Raw genomic sequence first — 18,091 nt, 5'->3', positions numbered from 1 at the left:
TCAATTGGGGATTGGTAGCGGATTCAAATAAGGTTTTGGACTGACGTATAGCAAACATAATTTTTTGAGCATAATCCCAAATAACCTGATTGGTATCGAGCAAATGCTGTATCTCTGCATTATAACGTTCTACTTCATCTTCGCTAAAGAAATTTTCTAAAATGGCATAGCCATTCTCCGACCAAGGCAACAGTGCCGATTGTATTTTTTTATCGAGGGCATTGAAAGCCTCCATCTTGGGCAATTCTTGTGCGCTATCTAGTCTATCCAAATGAGGTTTGGGGTTATCCAAATGCTTGAAGTCTTCTGAAGATACGCAGGAATAATACTTTTTTTTATGCCGTATTTCTTTTACAAAGGAACGTTATGAAGTAATTCTTTTCTTTTGAAAAGATTGTAAAGTTGAATAATCCACTTGAACGAACGAATCCAATTTATCATAATTAGTTAGCTGTAATTTCAAACTCGGTTCTTCTGTTGTTGGCTCTACCTGCCTTAGTAGCATTGGTATCTACCGGACGACTGGCACCATAGCCTTTTGCGGTTACCCTTCCGCCATCGACAGAACGAGATACCAAATAAGCTCTAACGGCTTCAGCACGTCTTTGCGAAAGCCTCTCATTAGCTGCATTGCCACCCACATTGTCAGTATGTCCCGAAAGCTCTATCTTTAGACTAGGTACATCGGTCATTAGCTGAATCAATCGGTCTAGCTCTGGATAAGAGTCTATCTTAACCTCTGCCTTACCAGTATCAAAGAAGACGTTTCTCAACGCTATTTTACTACCGATATCTATGTTTTTCAATTCGATGTCTTTGTTAATCATATTGTAGGCCGAACCTTCTGGCAAATTGAAATTCTCAGAATGGAATAAATAACCCTCTGCCTCTACAGAGATACCGTAATTTAATCCTGACGGTAAAGAGAGTAAGAATTTTCCTGTGGCACTGTTAGAACGCATCACAGCATAGACATCGCCTGTGGCATTGTCAAAGATTTTTATTTCTGCCTCTACTGGATCTTGCAATAAGCCGTCCAAAATTCGTCCCTTAAAGACAGTCAAACTGTTGGCCACTGTTACCTCTACACTTTCTGGAATGTAGGTGTCTTCTATGGGCGATGCTATACTAGCAATGAGGTTGTCTTCAGATGCTACGCTAGGTTTTTTAGGCTCTCCCCAAAAGGTAGCGCAATAAATGTCCATACCGCCTTGTCCCTTGTCTCTATTGGAAGAGAAATAGGCCTTTTTACCGTTTGCCGAAATGGTAAAATACAATTCGTCATAAGGGGTATTGATAGGATAACCTAGGTTAATGGGTTCTCCCCATAAGCCCAAATCATTACGGTAAGAAACAAAGACGTCATAACCCCCTATCGATGTGTGTCCCTGCGAACAGAAATACATGGTATTGCCATCGGGCGCCATATATACCGAGCCTTCTTGAAAACCAGAGTTGACCTCTTGCCCAGCACTTTGTGCCTTTCCCCAAAAGGTTTCTTCCATATCTTTCTTACCACTAAAGCTGATATTCTTATCGCCACCATACCCACCATCGGTAACAAAATATACCTTAATGTCCTGCGGATCGTAAGACGCAAAAGTTTCATTAGCATCGGTATTAACCACCTTAGACATCTTGAGCTTAGGCTCACTCCATTCAGTACCGTTTAGCTTAGATTCGTAAATATCGCTTTGTCCATCGGTGTACTTGAACAACAACAAACGCTGACCATCATAGGCTAAGGACGAAGAAACATCGTCACCATCGGTATTGAGAGAAGATAATGGGCTTATTCCATACCACCTTCTGTTTTTTCTTTCAGCAGAGTATATATCAAAATTACCCGTTTTGTTGGTGTTGAAAATAATCTCAGAACCATCGGCAGAAATAGTAGGCGCAATATCGTCGTAAAAAGAATTCAGTTCTTTAACGTTATCTACCCATACACGAGTTTTCATACCAAAAATCTCTGCACCGCTCTTACTCTCTTTTATGTGCTTTCTATTCAACTTCTTATAGGGCTCCAATTCCTTATCACTGGCTAGTGTGCCGTACCTCAAAAAGGATTTTTCAGCCTCTTCAAAATCTTGCGCCAACTGATAGGCTTTCCCCAATAAAAAATATACAAAAGGCTCTGCGTCATCTCCTGCTAACTCTAGGGACTTTTTAAGAAAAGGCATGGCCTTGTAAGGGGTGTTGGTGTACAAATAGGCATGTCCTACTTTTATGTTTAAGTCGGAATTATTAGGGTTAAACTCTTGAGCAGGCAAATAAAAATCTAAGGCTTTTTTGTAGGCATCTGCAGCATAGACCATTTCAAGGACTTTAAGCTTACCTTTCTCTAGCCATTCGTCACCTAACTCTATGTTCTTTTTGGCTTCATCAAAGCCTTCTTTGTTGTCTTTGAAATTACTTTTCTTAAAGGCTACATCTTGTGCGAATAAGCCAAATGTCGTCAACAATAATACCAATGTGATTAACTGTTTCATAATTCTATTTACTCGCAATTATTAATATAATATTCATTTCCTTTTTCTATACCTAACTCATAGGCTTTTTGCCAATCTTCACACGCACCGTCAACATCACGAAGCATCTCACGAGTAATACCTCTATTGAGTAATGCTGTGGCATTGTTGGGCTGAAGCTTTACGGCCTGTTCTAAATCTGCTAATGCACCTGTATAATGCTCTTGCATATGATAAATGGCAGCTCTATTGCATAGTGCCATAGCGTAATTGGAATTGAGCTCTATAGCCTTTTTAAAATCATTCAAAGCATTGTCATAGTCTTCAGATTCAAAATAAACCGTTCCTCTGTTGTTGTATGCCATCTCATAAGTGGCATCGGCAGAAATAGCCTTATTGTAATACTCCAGTGCCTTGTCTTTATTTCCAGATTTGCGATAAGCACTGGCTAAATTGTTGAAAATAAAAGCTTGTGCATCCTGCTTACTTGCCGCCAAGTAATCAACTACGGCTTTGTCATAATCTTCTAAAGCTCGGTGACAACTGCCTCTATCGTTTAGGGCATAGGCATAATTGGGCTCAATACTTATGGCTTGAGTGTATGCTGTAATTGCTTGAGCATAGTCCTTTTGCAAATAAAAGATTACCCCTTTATTGTAGGCTGCTTCGGCACGTGTTGGCTTTAGCTCCAATAGCCTGTCATAGGTGCTAATAGCTTGTTCCTGATCTTGGAGGGACTCATAGCATTTCGCTTGATTAAAAACAGCATCAAAATAGCTGTTATCAATAGCAAAGGCGGCTTCAAAATCCGTTATGGCATCCTTATAATTTTTCAATTCCTTGTTGGAAAGTCCTTTATTAAAATGAGCATCTGCATTGGAAGAGTCTAAAGCTATTACCGATTCAAACAATTGGATAGCCTTATTAAAATAAGATGAGGCAAATGCTTTAGTTGCCGCATTATAAGATTCTTGAATTTGTTGAACCATGGCGTTATTGGTATTTATAGCCGCAATGGAATCTCTAAATTGAATTTCTTCAGAAGTAAGAGTACTATCTGCCTCTTGCTGTGCATAAACACTCAAAAAGCCCATAGCTAACACTACCAACAATATAATTTTTTTCATTGATCTATTTTTTTTTAAAATTAAGAATAGTGCCGGTAAGTGGATTAAATTGTTTGTAAAGTTTTTTACAATTTATCAACGTTTCCAAGTAGCCGAAAAAACACTTACCTCAGTGTCTTCTTTGGGGAAAATCTTGAGAGATTTATAGTCCGTTCCCTCCCTTTCGTTGTGATCTCTGTGAGCATTATCACAATAGGGTAAATTTTTACTCAGACCGCAAGAACAAAAACTATAACGTTTGCCTGCTAACAATTTTACCTTTATGGCTTCAGCTGTTTTATCATTCATTTTTGAATATTTTAAAAGTTAAATCTTCATCTTTGGTTTGTATCTTAGCGATGTTATGACCTCTAGCCAAATCATTAAAATCGATGCGTTCCGTCCCTATTACTTCCTTAGAATACACCAATTGCCCCATCATGTTGTATATTTTAAAAAGTGAGCGTTTGTCGTTTGCTTCAATGGTAAGATAGTTATTTAGTGGTGTAGGGTATAATTTTATGGACTCACTTAAATTAGTGAAAATACTTACAGTTGTATCTGTGCTACTGGTATCGTTGGCAGAAACTACTTCCAAATCAAATGTTTCTTTCTTAACCAAACATCCACCATTAGAAAAGACACTCAATTCGACCTGATGCTGTCCTGAACCAAAAGTATGGCTAGCATTAGCTGTACTGGAGGTATTACCGTCACCAAAATCCCACACCAAATTGTCGTAATTGGATGCCGTAGTGCTAAAAGAATAAGTGCTATCGTTAGTAGATGTTGTATCGGCAGATTGAATAGTAAACATATTCCACACCCAAGTGCTATCCAAAACGGTATTTGAAGCTATGGTTTGTAGTGTTGTAGCATCACCAATAGATAATCCGTTGGGCACATAAGAAGAGCCTACACAACTTTTTTGAAACAGGGTGCAATAAAAGGTACAAGCAGCTAAATATGAACCGGCCAAATTAGGGTGTCCTTCATCGGCAGTATATAGTTCAAAATTGGGGTTATCGTCAATGGAATGTTTCCATGCCATACCAACAGGAGCTACCGTAGCATCGTTATCCATACCCATTTCCAAATAGGACTCTCTTAAACGTTGTTGCATTCCTTCATAAGTCGATATTAAAGGATATACTTGACCGTTCACAGAGTCGCCATACTTTCGCCCCCAAGTCATAAAAAATTCGGGCTCGGTACACGGATCGTTAGCTGCAATAGAATCTACTAAGGTTTGAGCATAAGGATAAACCTCCTCCTCTACCTGCCAAGGTGGAGAGCTCGGCTCGTTGCTTTGTGCTTGTAGAATAACAAAGTCCCAATCTTGTTGTCTTATCTTTTGCATACTGCTCGAATTGGCAGCAGCGTGGTTTAAAAAACGCCAACCACCCGGGGTGTTACTCTGTACATTTAGGGTATCGCCCATAGAATCGGCAATATCAGAAGCCATAGTAGGCATATTATTGTAAAATGTGTAAGAATTTCCCAAAAACAAAGCGTCGTAAGATTGTGAAAACACAGACGTGGGAATAAGTAAAAGAAGTAGTAAATAATTTTTCATGTTTTATTTTTAATTTCAGTAAAAGTACATAGTAATAGTATCAAATCCAAAAAAAACTATTTTTGTAAAATGAACACTTTAAACAAAATCATTTTTTTATTCACCTTGCTTTTTGCATTATCCAGTTGCGATACCCCAAAGTCATTGACCAAAAAAGGCGATAAGTTCGTTGAAAAGAATCTTTATAAAGATGCTACAATCCAATATATGAAAGCACTGAATAAAAAAAGTGATTTTATAGCTGCCAAAGAAGGCTTGAGGGAGTCTGGTCAAAAACAAGTAAATATTTACTTAGATGATTTTTTTAAGTCTAAAAATTTTGGCGAAAAAAGAGCCGCTATCTATCATTACAGAAATGCCAACGAGCTTAAAAACAAAATTAGCGCCTACTCCATCAACATAGATATTCCTACTACTTATACCAACGATTACAATTCATTAGTTGATAGCTATGTCAATACCATATATGCTGAAGCTATGGGCTTACTGGAGAATGAAAACTTTTCGGAATCCGAAAAACTACTGAAAGAAGTGGCTCTGCTAAAGCCTAATTTCAAAGATGTTAACGACCTCAAAAATGTAGCTACCTATGAGCCTATATACAGACAGGCTAACGAATACCTAGAATTAGAAAAATTCCGATCTGCCTATTATGAGTACGAAAAAATCCCTAAATCTTATCAAGAAACTGCCCAAAGACAAGCCCTAGCATTAGAGGCAGGATTGTTCACTATCGCCATAGTAGAGTTCCAAAATGCTACTAGACAAAAAGGTGGCGAATCGGCAATCTCAGCACTTGTCACTGACCAGATGATGAAACTCAACAACCCATTCATCAAGCTAGTCGATAGAAAATATACCCAAAGCTTTATTGACGAACAAGTCATGGGGCTTAGCGGTCAAGTGGCAGCAAACACCAACGCTCAAGCCGGTGAGCTTATCGGAGCAAAAGCTATACTTACGGGTAAACTAGTAAGTTTTTCTAAACAGAATAAACCTATCACAAGGTTTGAACAAAAGGGCTGGGCAGAAAGAAAAGTACGTAAGTATAATGAAGAAACTGAAAAGCATTTTTATGAAACGGTATATGATAAAATCAAATACCAAGAATATAAAGGAAGTGTAAACGTACAAGTAGGCTTTCAATTTCAGCTTATATCTACAGAAAGCGGCGAAATACTATTGACAAAACTCATCAATCTAAACCGAAAAGATGAAGTGCACTTTGCCGAATCCAATGTCAATCACAATAAGATAATACCAGGTACATGGCGATGGCAAACCAAAGAAAGTCCCAACGATATTATTGAAAACTCGTACACACAAAAGAGAGCTTTAAGAAAGCTATTTAAAAATAAGAAAAACCTCTTGTCTGTAAACGAATTAGCAAACGCTATATATAATGAAGTCGCTAATGAAGTTAGTCAAATGGTAAATAATTACAATCCAGAAAATGAATAAATTATACTTACTCCTTCTCACATTATTTATTTTTTCTTGTCAATCCACCAAACAATCTACCGAGTTAGATTCAGGCATTCCTGCATGGGTAAAAGAATATCCTGTTTCTGACTCTCACTTCGTAGGAATAGGCATTGCCGACAGAAGTTCTCACCCACAAGATTATATACAGATTGCTCAACAAAATGCACTGCAAAACCTAAGCTCACAAATAAAGGTCAGCATATCGTCTCAATCTGTCTTTTTGCAAATGGATAGAGAGTATGGCTACGAAGAAGATTATAAATCTAATATCGAAGTTAAAGCCAATGAAATATTAGAAGGCTATGTGCTAGCTGGTACATTCTCACAAAACAATGAATATTGGGTGTATTATAAATTGGATAAACAATTGTACCAAGAAACAAGATTGGCTAGAATACAAGAAGCTATAGAAGAATCTAAATACTTTTTGAATAAAGCCATAATGCATTACACCCCATTAAAGGACAAATATATTTACTACGTCAAAGCTTTAGATGTTTTAGAGCCTTACCTAAGTGAACCCCTAAAGACTGAATTCGATAGAGAAACCGTCTTCTTAGGTAGTGAAATCATCGCTCGATTTCGTTCTTATATCGATGACTTTTATATTTTTAGTCTGACCAAAAAGATTAAAGCGATGATTGGCAATTCAGTAGATAAAATAAAATTAGCTGTACAGTACAAAGACGATCGATTAGCAGAAATACCGCTTATCACAAGCTCATCATCCTTAGAGCTTAATAACCTAAGCCAAGAAACCGATACCAACGGTGTTTTCATGACTTCGGTTCCTAAAATAAAAAGTACAGAAACCTTTCAAAAAATTGAAGTTGGTATAGATTTTCAAAATTGGCTAGATGCTGGAAGCGAAAGTGACTTTATAAAGAAACTATTCAAAGGCATCAAAACACATCAAATTAATGTCCCTGTTTATGTTTACACCCCCACCGTATATGTGCAAACAGAAGAAAAACATTTTGGAAAAGATGACAATGGCACTGATATTCGCTATGCTGCTGAATCGGCACTTACTCAACTGGGCTTTACCCCTGTGGGTAACAAAAACGACGCTCAGATATTCCTTAACTTTAAGATAGATAGCAGAAAGGGAATAGAACAAAAAGGACAGAAGATGTTTACTGCATTTTCAGATATGAGTGTTCAGGCTAAAGACCTCAATAAAAGAGTGATATTTAGCAAGACTGTCAATAAAATTAAAGGTATCCAACTGGATTTTGCACAGGCAGAAAATGATTCTTACCAACAAGCTATAAAAGAAGTAAAAAAGTCGATCATTCCTGAATTCGTCAATAGCTTCATTAAGGACTAAAAAAAAACTCGCACGAAGCGAGTTTTAAATTTTCTACTAATTGAAGCTGGACCTTAGTAGCCGTTGGACAACTTCTCCATCTCTTTTTCAAAAGTTTCTTTGAACTTCTCGTAGTTGTAGTCGGCTTTTAACTTTTCGTCTTTAGAAAGTCTTTCGTGATATTTAGAAGCTAACTTTTCTGCTGCAATCTCAATTGCCATGTAGCATTTATATCTGCCATCAGAAGTTTTAGTCATCTTCTCACAAATGGTCACAACACCTTGCAACTGCTCGTCTACGACAGTTCTAGCCATCTCATTGAAGGTTTCTGTAACTTCTTCTTTGTTATTGAACTCAGTAGAGCTTACATAGTTATCACCTACAATTTTCATAGTTGAGCTAATTGTTTTAGCTAGCTCTGCTTGAGCATTTGATCGTGCTTTCTTTTTTGCAGTCATCTGATCCATGCTTTCACCTAAAGCATTACCTCTAAAGGTATTTTTGTCTGAAAAATATTTATCTTCAGAACAATACTGCTCTATCAAAACCTCTCCTTGATCTTCTACACTCAATTCCTTGCTTGATTTACAAGAAATGAACGATACCACTGCAAATAGTAATAATAAATAACTGCTTAATTTCATAATTCAATAAATTTAGATTCGTTGTAAATTTAAACTTTTTTATCAAACTTTAATTTTATGATCTGTTAATTTAATTTAATATCTAAAATGGTTTTTTACTCTATTTTAACGATATTTGTAACACTTTAACCATCTTTTAAACACAAATGTCATTATGAAAAAGTACCTAATACCATTGCTCCTTGCGTTCGTATCATCTTATAGCTTCGCTCAAATCCAAGTTGGAAATACTACCCTTACCGAAAGAGAAGTTATCGGAGGTCTAGATGTTCCATGGGAAATAAAATGGGGACCCGACAACTATTTATGGGTAACAGAGCGTTCAGGAATCGTTAGCCGTGTTAATGTAGAAAGTGGCGATCAATCTATTATTTTGAGTCTAGCTGGTCAATTATACGACCAATCTGAATCTGGGCTTCTAGGTATGGAAATCCACCCTGACTTCAACAATGGTGCTCCTTATGTATTTTTGGCGTACACCTACTACTCTGCTGGTGGTGCTTCTGAAAAAATCGTTTATTACGAATACGATTTTGACAACGATGCTCTTATCAATGAGACAGTTATTATAGATGATATTGATGGGAATAGTACTCATATTGGTTGCCGACTTCTAGCTATTGATAACACTACTTTATTAGTCACTACTGGTGATGCTCAAGATTGGATGGCATCACAAGACGAAACTGCCCTAACAGGTAAAACACTAAGAATAGATATTGATGCTAACGGTGATAACTTCGGACAACCCAAAGCGGATAACCCAAGCCCATATAGCTATGTTTGGTCTATTGGCCACAGAAATGCACAAGGTTTAGCCCTAGGACCAAATGGTATTATTTACAGTTCTGAACACGGCCCTAGTAATGACGACGAATTAAACATCTTAGAAGCTAATGGAAACTTTGGTTGGCCTAACGTTCAAGGCTTTTGTGACAACATTTCAGTAGATTTTAATTATGCTGAAGATTTGTCAAGCAATTTTACTGAAAGTGACTATTGCCAAGAATACAATATCATAGAACCATTATGGAGCAGTGGTACTTCTACTATAGCACCATCAGATATTATATGGTACGACCACCCTTCTATACCTGAATTTCAGAACACCTTACTTATGACTGTACTAAAAGGTAAAAAATTAGTTCGTTTTGAATTTAACTCTTTCGGGGACGACATCATCGGTGAGACAGATGTTGTTGTTTTGAGAAATTCAAATAATCAGCCTTTACGTTTAAGAGATATATGCGTCAGCCCTGATGGTAAGATTTATCTTGCTACAAACGGTTTCAACTGGCCAAGTCAAGGTCCTAATGAAATTATTGAACTTTACAACGCCGACTATGTAGCTGAGAGTTCATACAATTGTTCTACTGATGGCTGCGAAGAAGTAATGGACGCAAGTGGCGAATACACTACTATAGAAGATTGTGAAGCTGCTTGTAATGTGAGCAGCATTGAAGAAAATGAAAAAGAAGTCATCAACTTCTATCCTAATCCAATTTCCACAAAGGGTGTGCTAAACTTTAGCAACTACGATGATCCTTTCCATTTAAACATTTCTAATTTGCAAGGACAAATCGTCTATTCTAACAAAATGCAAGAAAGAAGACTGTTGATTCAAGGTCTGTTAGAAAGCGGTGTTTACTTCCTTAGATCTAACAACGGAAAGAACAATAAACTAATCGTAAAATAAAGATGAAACACCTATTCACATTTGCATTTTCGATTGTAGCTTCTACTGTTTTCAGTCAATCATACAGTGGGCCTGAAAGCGTCGATTATGATAGTGACGGACAACGCTATTTAGTGTCTAACTCTAGTCAAGGTCAAATACTTTCTTATGATGCCATTAACGATGAATTAGATATTTTCGCTTCAGGTGTTGGCTCTGGCCCTCACGGACTAGAAGTGGTGGGTGAAGAATTATTTGCTTGTAGTGGTAGTCGACTAAAAGCCTACAACCTCATTACAGAAGAACAAACCGTAAACGTTAATCTAGGCGCATCTTTTGCAAATGGCATCACTCATAAAGGCAACGATGTATTCGTTACGGATTTTAGTGGTAAAGATATCTATCGCTACAATACAGTTAGTGGAAATTTCAATATGTATATCGAAAACCTTCCCAAAACACCAAATGGGATTTTTTATGATGATATCCAAGACAGACTTTTAGTGGTTTGCTGGGGAAACAATGCTCCCATTTATGAAATTGATATGGCAGACTCTTCTTATACCATAGTTGCTAATACTAGCTTGGGAAATTGTGATGGTATTGCTATGGACAACAACGGCGATTTTTATGTCTCTGCATGGAGCAATAATGCGATTAGTAAATTCAACAGTGACTTTAGTGGAAATTCTACTGTTGTAGTGCCCAATATGAGCAGTCCAGCAGACATCTATTACAATAGAGCAACGGACACTTTAGCCATACCAAACTCTGGCAACAATACCGTTGTATTTGTAGGCTTCGGTGCTCCTGTAACTTCCTACATGTGTGTTGATGAAGGATGTGTTGAATTGAATAGTTCAAATGGCGACTACGCCACAATAGAAGATTGTGAGGCTGTCTGCCAAAGCACAGCAATCCAAGAAAGAGAAAAATCAGAGCCTTTGTTTTACCCTAACCCTATTGCGAGTGGCTCTGTACTTACTTTAAATACACCATCGAAAATAGTTCAGCTGTACACCCTGCAAGGACAAAAGGTTTTGGATAAAGAATTGAATAATAAGCTTTCGTTTAGCTTACCAAATCTTAAAAAAGGCGTTTATTTGTTGAAAACAAATGAACAAGCTAGAAAAATCCTAATTCAATAAATCCATGCAATCTCCCCCTTTAGCCGAACGATTACGCCCAAAATCATTAGATGATTTCATTGGTCAAGAGCACCTTATAGGAAACGATGGTGTATTACTCAAAACACTTAATAATAATGTCATTCCCTCAATAATTTTTTGGGGACCTCCAGGGGTAGGGAAAACCACTTTAGCCAACATCATAGCTAGTCAATTAGATAGACCTTTTTATACTTTAAGTGCTATCAATTCGGGTGTGAAAGACGTTAGAGATGTCATTACAAAAGCTGGTTCGCTAGGTTTATTTGGTAAGAATGTACCTATACTTTTTATCGATGAAATTCATCGATTTAGTAAATCACAGCAGGATTCACTACTTAATGCCGTAGAAAAAGGAATTGTAACACTTATAGGCGCTACAACGGAAAACCCTTCTTTTGAAGTCATATCGGCTTTGCTCTCTCGTTGTCAAGTGTATGTCTTAGAGAGTTTAGATAAATCCCATCTTATTCAACTGCTGAATCAGGCCATTACAAACGATAGCTTACTTCAGAATAAAAGCATAAAACTAAAAGAAACAGACGCCCTACTTAGATTATCTGGTGGCGATGGCAGGAAACTTCTCAATGTGTTTGAACTTGTTATAAACACTCAAAAATCAGATGAGATTGTCATAACAAATGAATTGGTAATGGCATCGGCACAAGAAAATGTAGCTCTTTATGATAAAACAGGTGAGCAACATTACGATATCATTTCAGCATTTATTAAATCCATAAGAGGTAGTGACCCTAACGCCGCCGTGTATTGGTTGGCACGTATGCTCGAGGGTGGTGAGGATATAAAATTCATCGCTCGAAGGCTCATCATTTTAGCCTCTGAAGATATTGGAAACGCCAACCCTACAGCACTAGTAATGGCCAACAACTGCTTTCAGTCAATCAATGTTATTGGTATGCCTGAAGCAAGGATTATCCTCTCTCAAACAGCTATTTATTTAGCCTGTTCTGTAAAAAGTAATGCTTCTTATGTGGCTATCAACATAGCGCAGGAAATAGTCCGAGAAAAAGGCGCACTTTCCGTTCCATTGGAATTGAGAAATGCACCCACCAAACTGATGAAGGATTTAGATTATGGCAAAGAATACGAATATGCCCACAATTATGACAATAATTTCGTTGAACAAGAATATATGCCTGACGAAATAAATGGTCAAACCTTCTATGAGCCAGGCAATAATGATAGAGAACGCCAAATAAGAAAATACTTAAAAGAGTGTTGGAATGGTAAGTATAATTATTAATCAAGTAGTATTACGAAATATATTGTGCTAGATTTGTATAAATTTGCCAAAACAATGAAATCTCTACTTACATACTTCACTATTTTCACACTCCTAATTTCGTGTCGCCACGACTTTGAGAAGCCAAGCTGGAACACAGATATTAGTACCCCTATCGCCTATACAACTTTACAGCTTACAGATCTTGTTAATGATAGCAGTGTCAATTTTGATACGCTTAGTGATAACAGTTTGTTATTCGTATACCAGAAAGAAATTATCAATTACACCTTTGATAGCCTCATTAAATTAGAACCAATAAGTACAACCAAAAATGTAAAACTAGAAACTATAAACTTTTCTAATACGGCAGTTAGCCACGCAGTAACAATGGGTGATCTTATCTCGTCAATAGATTTTGGAACACTACTTTTTCCAGATGGTGGATCAGCCGTAATACCAGCCTATTCGGATTTACTAAATGAAACCTTTCCCATAGATGCCAATGAATATTTTGAGGAAATGACATTTACCGATGGATATCTTGATTTAACCCTTACTAATGGACTACCGACAGACCTTAGTAATGTAGTATTAGAATTGCGTAATGAAGGACAATCAACAAACATCATTACCATGAATATTCCACTATTGGCAAGTGGGGAAAGTCAAACAGCTAGCGAATCCTTAGCTGGACAAACGCTTTACGGAAACTTAGAAGCAGAAATCATTAGTGCCGATATTGTAGGAACTGCACCCAACCCAGTAACGATAGATTATAGCGATGCTCTAACAGCAGATATCGTTATTCGTGATATAGAATTACAAGAGGGGATTGCCGTTTTTCCAAGTCAAGAAATTTTTGATGAGGATACCGTAGTGGCATTTAATATTGGTGATGTCAGACTAAAAAGTGTACTAGTCGATGAAGGTGGTGTCGAAGTAGTTGGAGTAAGTACTATTCAAGACACCTTGAAAATTGAATATAAAATTCCTGGAACAACATTAAATGGACAGTCCTTTGAATTCTATTTTGAACTACCCCCAGCCCCTGAAGGCGGTTCAATAAGCGTCACAAAGCTTTTCGACTTTTCTGGTTATGAAATAGATATGACTGGTAAAAACGGAGATACCGTAAATACCATTTATACCGAGTCTAGAGGTTGGATAGATTCATCTGGTGTTGTTACGCATATATCATTAGAAGACAGCGTATTTAACACCATTACCATTAAAGAAATTATTCCTTTTAAAGCTTGGGGCTATATGGGTAAGGATACACTAACAGAAAGTCAAGAGGTTGATTTTAGTGACTTTTCAGAATTTACCGGTCAGTTTGACTTAGAACATGTAGAAGTGAACCTTTTAACCGAAAATTCATTAGGTGCTACTGCCGATGTGTGGATAAAAGATTTCAAAAGTATAAGCGCCCAAAATGAAATAGCGTTAAATAGTAATCTTATATCCTCTCCTATTTCTATTAATTCAGCTACAGAAAACATCAACTCTAATCCTGAGATAATAGCTAGTAATACCTCCTTAATTTTTAACGAAATTAATTCTAACATTGACGAGCTGATAGAAAATAAACCGCATACTATTGGTGTTGACTTTGAGTTAATGCTTAACCCAACGGATAGTCAAGAAGAAGGCTTTTTATTCAAAGGTTATGGCGTAAAATCAGAATTGCAAATTGAGATACCCCTATCATTTTCAGCTTCTAATATTTCCCTAAAAGATACTGTTGACGTTTCATTTTCAGTAGAAAATATAGAACAAGCGTCTTTCATCCTATTAGCAGAAAACAACTACCCCATAGATGCTACAATTGAAATGGTACTATTAGACCAAAACGGAATGGTTTTGGAAAATTTGTCCTCAGAACAAATCGTTCAAGCCAGTGAAGTAGATGCCAATGGAAAAACTATTAACAGTACTTCTAGCGAATTAACGTTCGCATTCAACAATATCAGTGAGAGTTTATCGCTATGTAAAAAAATAGCCTTTGAAGTCAAACTAAACACACAGCCTTCAAATCAGTTTATAACCTTGTATAGCAACTATTCCATGGATTTGAAGCTCGTTGCTAACTTCAATTACACCATAGAATAATGCACAAGTATATTTTGATTTTCTTACTTACAGCTGCTTTATCTGCACAATCTCAAGAAAGCTCATTTGAATACAATGGAGATATTGGCTTTTTTAATAGTGGTATAAGTTCTCAATTGCTTTCCCAATCTTATGGATTTCTTAGTGCAGATGAAAAAAATAATATTATCGATAACTTACAACTAGAAAACCACCTAGCCTTTGAGGCTAATGGAGAGTTTAAGTATCAAGATAAAAAAGGCTGGGGCTTAAGTTTATCTAATCGAATTGGTACTTACGCCACTTATCCAAAATCTTTAGTTGAATTAATTCTTTTAGGAAATACCCCATTTAAAGGAGAAAGTCTAAAACTAGATCCATTAAAATTGACCGCTTTCAATTATTCACAAATCGACTTTTCTTATCAGTGGAGTAAAAAAATAAATACGAGTGTTGGCTTATTGTTAGGGCATCAATTTCTAAATCTCAATGTCAATGATGCTCGCTTTTACACTGACCCTCAAGCCACCTTTATCAATTACCAAGTGGACTTTGAAGCACACTATACGGACACTAATATGTTCAACAAACCTTTTTCTAACAATGGATATGGTGCAGCCTTTGGTATAAGCTATAAAGACAGTATCAATAAAGGAGATATCGAGGTATCTATCAGCGATTTAGGGTTCATAAAATGGAACGACAAGACTACCAATATGCATATTGAAAATCAATATCAGTTTGAAGGTGTTAATGTAGATGATTTTATAAGCTTTAACGATAGCATTATTAGAGATGAGATTGACAGTGTTAAAGCAAGTTTGGAAAGCAATTTAAAAGAAAGTTACACCTGGCGACTGCCTAGCCGTTTGAGACTAAGCATTAACCACCCATTAAATTCATCAATAATTCAAGCTTACACCCTAAGCATTGAACACCGAATGGATTTATATAATGTACCAAGGATAAGCTTAGATGTACATAAAATAGCACAAAAACATCTTTTTAGTTTAGGGTATCATATTGGCGGAATTGAACGTCAAGGCTTTCAAATGAGCTATTCTTACAAAGGAAAGAAAACCCATTGGCAACTATATACCAAACAAGCCAATGCTATTATACCCTCCACAAACTATGGAGTGCATTTAGGTATTGGTATAAAAAGAGTATTTTCGAGCAGTAAATAAACCTATACAGTGATAACTAAATTAAAATTTGAAGGCTCTTTTTTTCTAATTGCAGGGCCTTGCGCTATTGAGAGTGAAGATATGGCTTTTGAGATTGCTCAACACATCAAAGACGTTTGTGACAAGCTAGATATCCCCTTTGTATTCAAAGGCTCTTATAAGAAAGCTAATCGTTCCCGTTTGGATTCTTTTACTGGTATAGGCGATGAGAAAGCCTTGGGCATTCTCAAAAAAATAAGGAAAGAATTGGATATCCCTGTTACAACTGACATTCATTCTGTGGAAGAAGCTGAATTAGCGGCTAAGCACGTAGATATTTTACAAATACCTGCCTTCCTATGTCGACAAACCGATTTGTTAGTAGCAGCCGCCAAAACAGGCAAAACTGTTAATATTAAGAAAGGACAATTCTTGTCCCCACAGGCAATGCAGTTTGCTGTGCAAAAAGTCAAAGAAAGTGGTAACAACTGCGTAATGCTTACCGAAAGGGGCAGTCAGTTTGGTTATCACGAATTGGTGGTGGATTTTAAAGGCATACCAAATATGCAAGAGTATGCACCCGTTATAATGGACGCTACTCACTCCTTGCAACAACCCAACCAAAGCAGTGGCATAACTGGTGGACAACCCCAACTCATAGAAACTATAGCCAAAGCAGCTATTGCCTCTGGAGTTGATGGTATTTTTATAGAAACACACCCCAACCCTAGTCAAGCCAAATCAGACGGAGCTAATATGCTACCTCTTGATCAACTGGAATGTTTATTAAAAAAATTAGTACGCCTAAAAAAGGCTCTTTAATTTTTATAAATTTGAACTTCTAAACTTATTGCCACCTATCTTTTCCATTTCATTTATGATGTATTAATTGTCAGATTATTCTGATGAAATTGTATTATTTAAAATGAAATTAATGAAAACTAGTAAACACATAAATATTAAACTTGAGCCATTAACTTATAAGGATAAAAATTCAGTATTTGATCTGTTTACTAATGAAAAAGTGCTTCAATCCTATTCAAAAAAACCAATACCTACAAGAGAACATAGCGATGACTTTATTCAAAAAGTAAGTACCAACGGTCATTGGACTTGGAAAATAACCAGGTTTGAAGAAATAAATGGTTTCTTAGGCATCTGTTCTTATCATCATTATAACCAAGAAAACAAATCAATAGAAATTGGAGGAACACTCTTTCCAAAGTTTTGGGGTAAAGGAATTATGCTATGTGCATTTCGTCAATTAATTGAACAAGCTAGAGAAGTATTTAATATCAAGCAAGTCATCGGAAAAACACAATCCTCAAATAAAAATGCAATATGGATGGTAGAAATACTGGGCTTCAACAAAACCATAATCATAAATAATGAAACTACATTGGTGAAATATTTAGATTAAGCTCTGGAATACGAAGGAACAATCTGAAGATATTATGAATATAAAACAAAACCCTTTTAAAATTAACTTCATGAAAAAACTAATTCTTATTTGCTCAACAATCTCTTTTATGGCTTGTAATTACACCATCGATAAAATAGATAAGGAGACATGTTCAACGAGCGTTTAAGAAGGCAAACGACTAGTAACTGCTCTAGGGTGTAACGACTACCATTCTCCTAAGAAAATGACTGAATTTGGTCCTATCCCCGATGAAAAGCTATTGCTTTCTGGTCACCCACAAAATATGTCTTTATCGGAATATGACCCAAGCTTGCCTAATTCTGGTACTTGGATACTGTTTAACGGAAGTGGCACAGCAGCCGTAGGTCCGTGGGGTACTTCTTTTGCCTCCAATTTAACTCCACACAAAACAGGCTTAGGAAATTGGACGCTAGAACAATTTACCAAAGCTATGAAAGAAGGCAAAAGCAAAGGTCTAGAAAATGGGCGATTGTTATTGCCTCCTATGCCATGGATGGGTTATAAGAGCTTAAACAATAAAGAATTAACTGCAATTTTCAATTACTTACAATCCTTAGAGCCAGTAGAAAACCTAGTCCCTGCACCACTACCGCTTCTAAAGAATTCAAACAAGCCAAAAAAAACTCACATCTAAATGCAAGAAAGACATAAACTAAGAAAACAATACTTCAATGAACAAGGGACGACTTCAAGCAAGTACGTCTTTCCATTAATA

The 18,091-nt window shown here is 36.7% G+C and carries 16 protein-coding genes; 10 read left to right on the top strand and 6 right to left on the bottom strand.

What is annotated here, in order from left to right:
* The 5 genes from P8I29_03905 to P8I29_03885 all read right to left on the bottom strand — a co-directional run.
* A partial coding sequence (locus tag P8I29_03905) for a phytanoyl-CoA dioxygenase family protein (GenBank protein ID MDG1916943.1) occupies positions 1-292 on the bottom strand: 292 nt, incomplete at its 3' end.
* 151 nt (positions 293-443) lie between these two features.
* Positions 444-2,492: an OmpA family protein gene (locus P8I29_03900; protein MDG1916942.1), complete on the bottom strand. Its 2,049-nt coding sequence runs from the start codon at positions 2,490-2,492 to the stop codon at positions 444-446.
* An 8-nt stretch (positions 2,493-2,500) separates the two neighbouring features.
* Positions 2,501-3,598, bottom strand: coding sequence for a tetratricopeptide repeat protein (locus P8I29_03895; protein MDG1916941.1), 1,098 nt, complete (start codon positions 3,596-3,598; stop codon positions 2,501-2,503).
* Positions 3,599-3,673: 75 nt separating this feature from the next.
* The gene (locus tag P8I29_03890; protein ID MDG1916940.1) at positions 3,674-3,886 is read right to left on the bottom strand and encodes a CDGSH iron-sulfur domain-containing protein; all 213 of its coding nucleotides are present in this window, start codon (positions 3,884-3,886) and stop codon (positions 3,674-3,676) included.
* Positions 3,879-5,153 carry a T9SS type A sorting domain-containing protein gene (locus P8I29_03885; GenBank protein MDG1916939.1) on the bottom strand — a complete coding sequence of 425 codons (1,275 nt, stop codon included), beginning with the start codon at positions 5,151-5,153 and terminating at the stop codon, positions 3,879-3,881. The genes P8I29_03890 and P8I29_03885 overlap by 8 nt, the downstream gene beginning before the upstream one ends.
* 69 nt (positions 5,154-5,222) lie before the next feature.
* On the opposite strand from P8I29_03885, the gene P8I29_03880 reads away from it, so the two are divergent.
* Positions 5,223-6,614 carry a CsgG/HfaB family protein gene (locus P8I29_03880; GenBank protein ID MDG1916938.1) on the top strand — a complete coding sequence of 464 codons (1,392 nt, stop codon included), beginning with the start codon at positions 5,223-5,225 and terminating at the stop codon, positions 6,612-6,614.
* The gene (locus tag P8I29_03875) at positions 6,607-7,968 is read left to right on the top strand and encodes an LPP20 family lipoprotein (protein MDG1916937.1); all 1,362 of its coding nucleotides are present in this window, start codon (positions 6,607-6,609) and stop codon (positions 7,966-7,968) included. The genes P8I29_03880 and P8I29_03875 overlap by 8 nt, the downstream gene beginning before the upstream one ends.
* 53 nt (positions 7,969-8,021) lie before the next feature.
* Here P8I29_03875 and P8I29_03870 read toward each other — a convergent pair whose 3' ends face one another.
* Positions 8,022-8,591 (bottom strand): hypothetical protein, encoded by a 570-nt coding sequence (locus P8I29_03870; GenBank protein ID MDG1916936.1) that lies wholly within the window; start codon positions 8,589-8,591, stop codon positions 8,022-8,024.
* A gap of 154 nt (positions 8,592-8,745) precedes the next feature.
* On the opposite strand from P8I29_03870, the gene P8I29_03865 reads away from it, so the two are divergent.
* The 8 genes from P8I29_03865 (at position 8,746) to P8I29_03830 (ending at position 18,010) form a co-directional block, all read left to right on the top strand.
* Positions 8,746-10,287, top strand: a complete 1,542-nt coding sequence (locus tag P8I29_03865) for a PQQ-dependent sugar dehydrogenase (protein MDG1916935.1) — start codon at positions 8,746-8,748, stop codon at positions 10,285-10,287.
* A 2-nt stretch (positions 10,288-10,289) separates the two neighbouring features.
* Entirely contained in the window at positions 10,290-11,414 is a 1,125-nt protein-coding gene (locus P8I29_03860; protein ID MDG1916934.1) for a T9SS type A sorting domain-containing protein, read from the top strand.
* A 4-nt stretch (positions 11,415-11,418) separates the two neighbouring features.
* On the top strand, positions 11,419-12,696 hold the full coding sequence (locus P8I29_03855) for a replication-associated recombination protein A (protein MDG1916933.1): 1,278 nt from the start codon (positions 11,419-11,421) through the stop codon (positions 12,694-12,696).
* Between the two features lie 54 nt (positions 12,697-12,750).
* Positions 12,751-14,787, top strand: a complete 2,037-nt coding sequence (locus P8I29_03850; GenBank protein MDG1916932.1) for a hypothetical protein — start codon at positions 12,751-12,753, stop codon at positions 14,785-14,787.
* Entirely contained in the window at positions 14,787-15,953 is a 1,167-nt protein-coding gene (locus P8I29_03845) for a DUF5723 family protein (protein MDG1916931.1), read from the top strand. Before P8I29_03850 ends, P8I29_03845 begins: the two co-directional genes overlap by 1 nt.
* 9 nt (positions 15,954-15,962) lie before the next feature.
* Positions 15,963-16,754, top strand: a complete 792-nt coding sequence (gene kdsA / locus P8I29_03840; GenBank protein MDG1916930.1) for a 3-deoxy-8-phosphooctulonate synthase — start codon at positions 15,963-15,965, stop codon at positions 16,752-16,754.
* Between the two features lie 112 nt (positions 16,755-16,866).
* On the top strand, positions 16,867-17,352 hold the full coding sequence (locus tag P8I29_03835) for a GNAT family N-acetyltransferase (GenBank protein MDG1916929.1): 486 nt from the start codon (positions 16,867-16,869) through the stop codon (positions 17,350-17,352).
* A 226-nt stretch (positions 17,353-17,578) separates the two neighbouring features.
* Positions 17,579-18,010 (top strand): hypothetical protein, encoded by a 432-nt coding sequence (locus P8I29_03830; GenBank protein ID MDG1916928.1) that lies wholly within the window; start codon positions 17,579-17,581, stop codon positions 18,008-18,010.
* Positions 18,011-18,091 lie beyond the last annotated feature (81 nt).

Source organism: Flavobacteriales bacterium (assembly GCA_029248105.1).
Taxonomy (GTDB): Bacteria; Bacteroidota; Bacteroidia; order Flavobacteriales; family UBA7312; genus UBA8444.
This window is presented reverse-complemented; position numbering and strand designations above follow the sequence as displayed.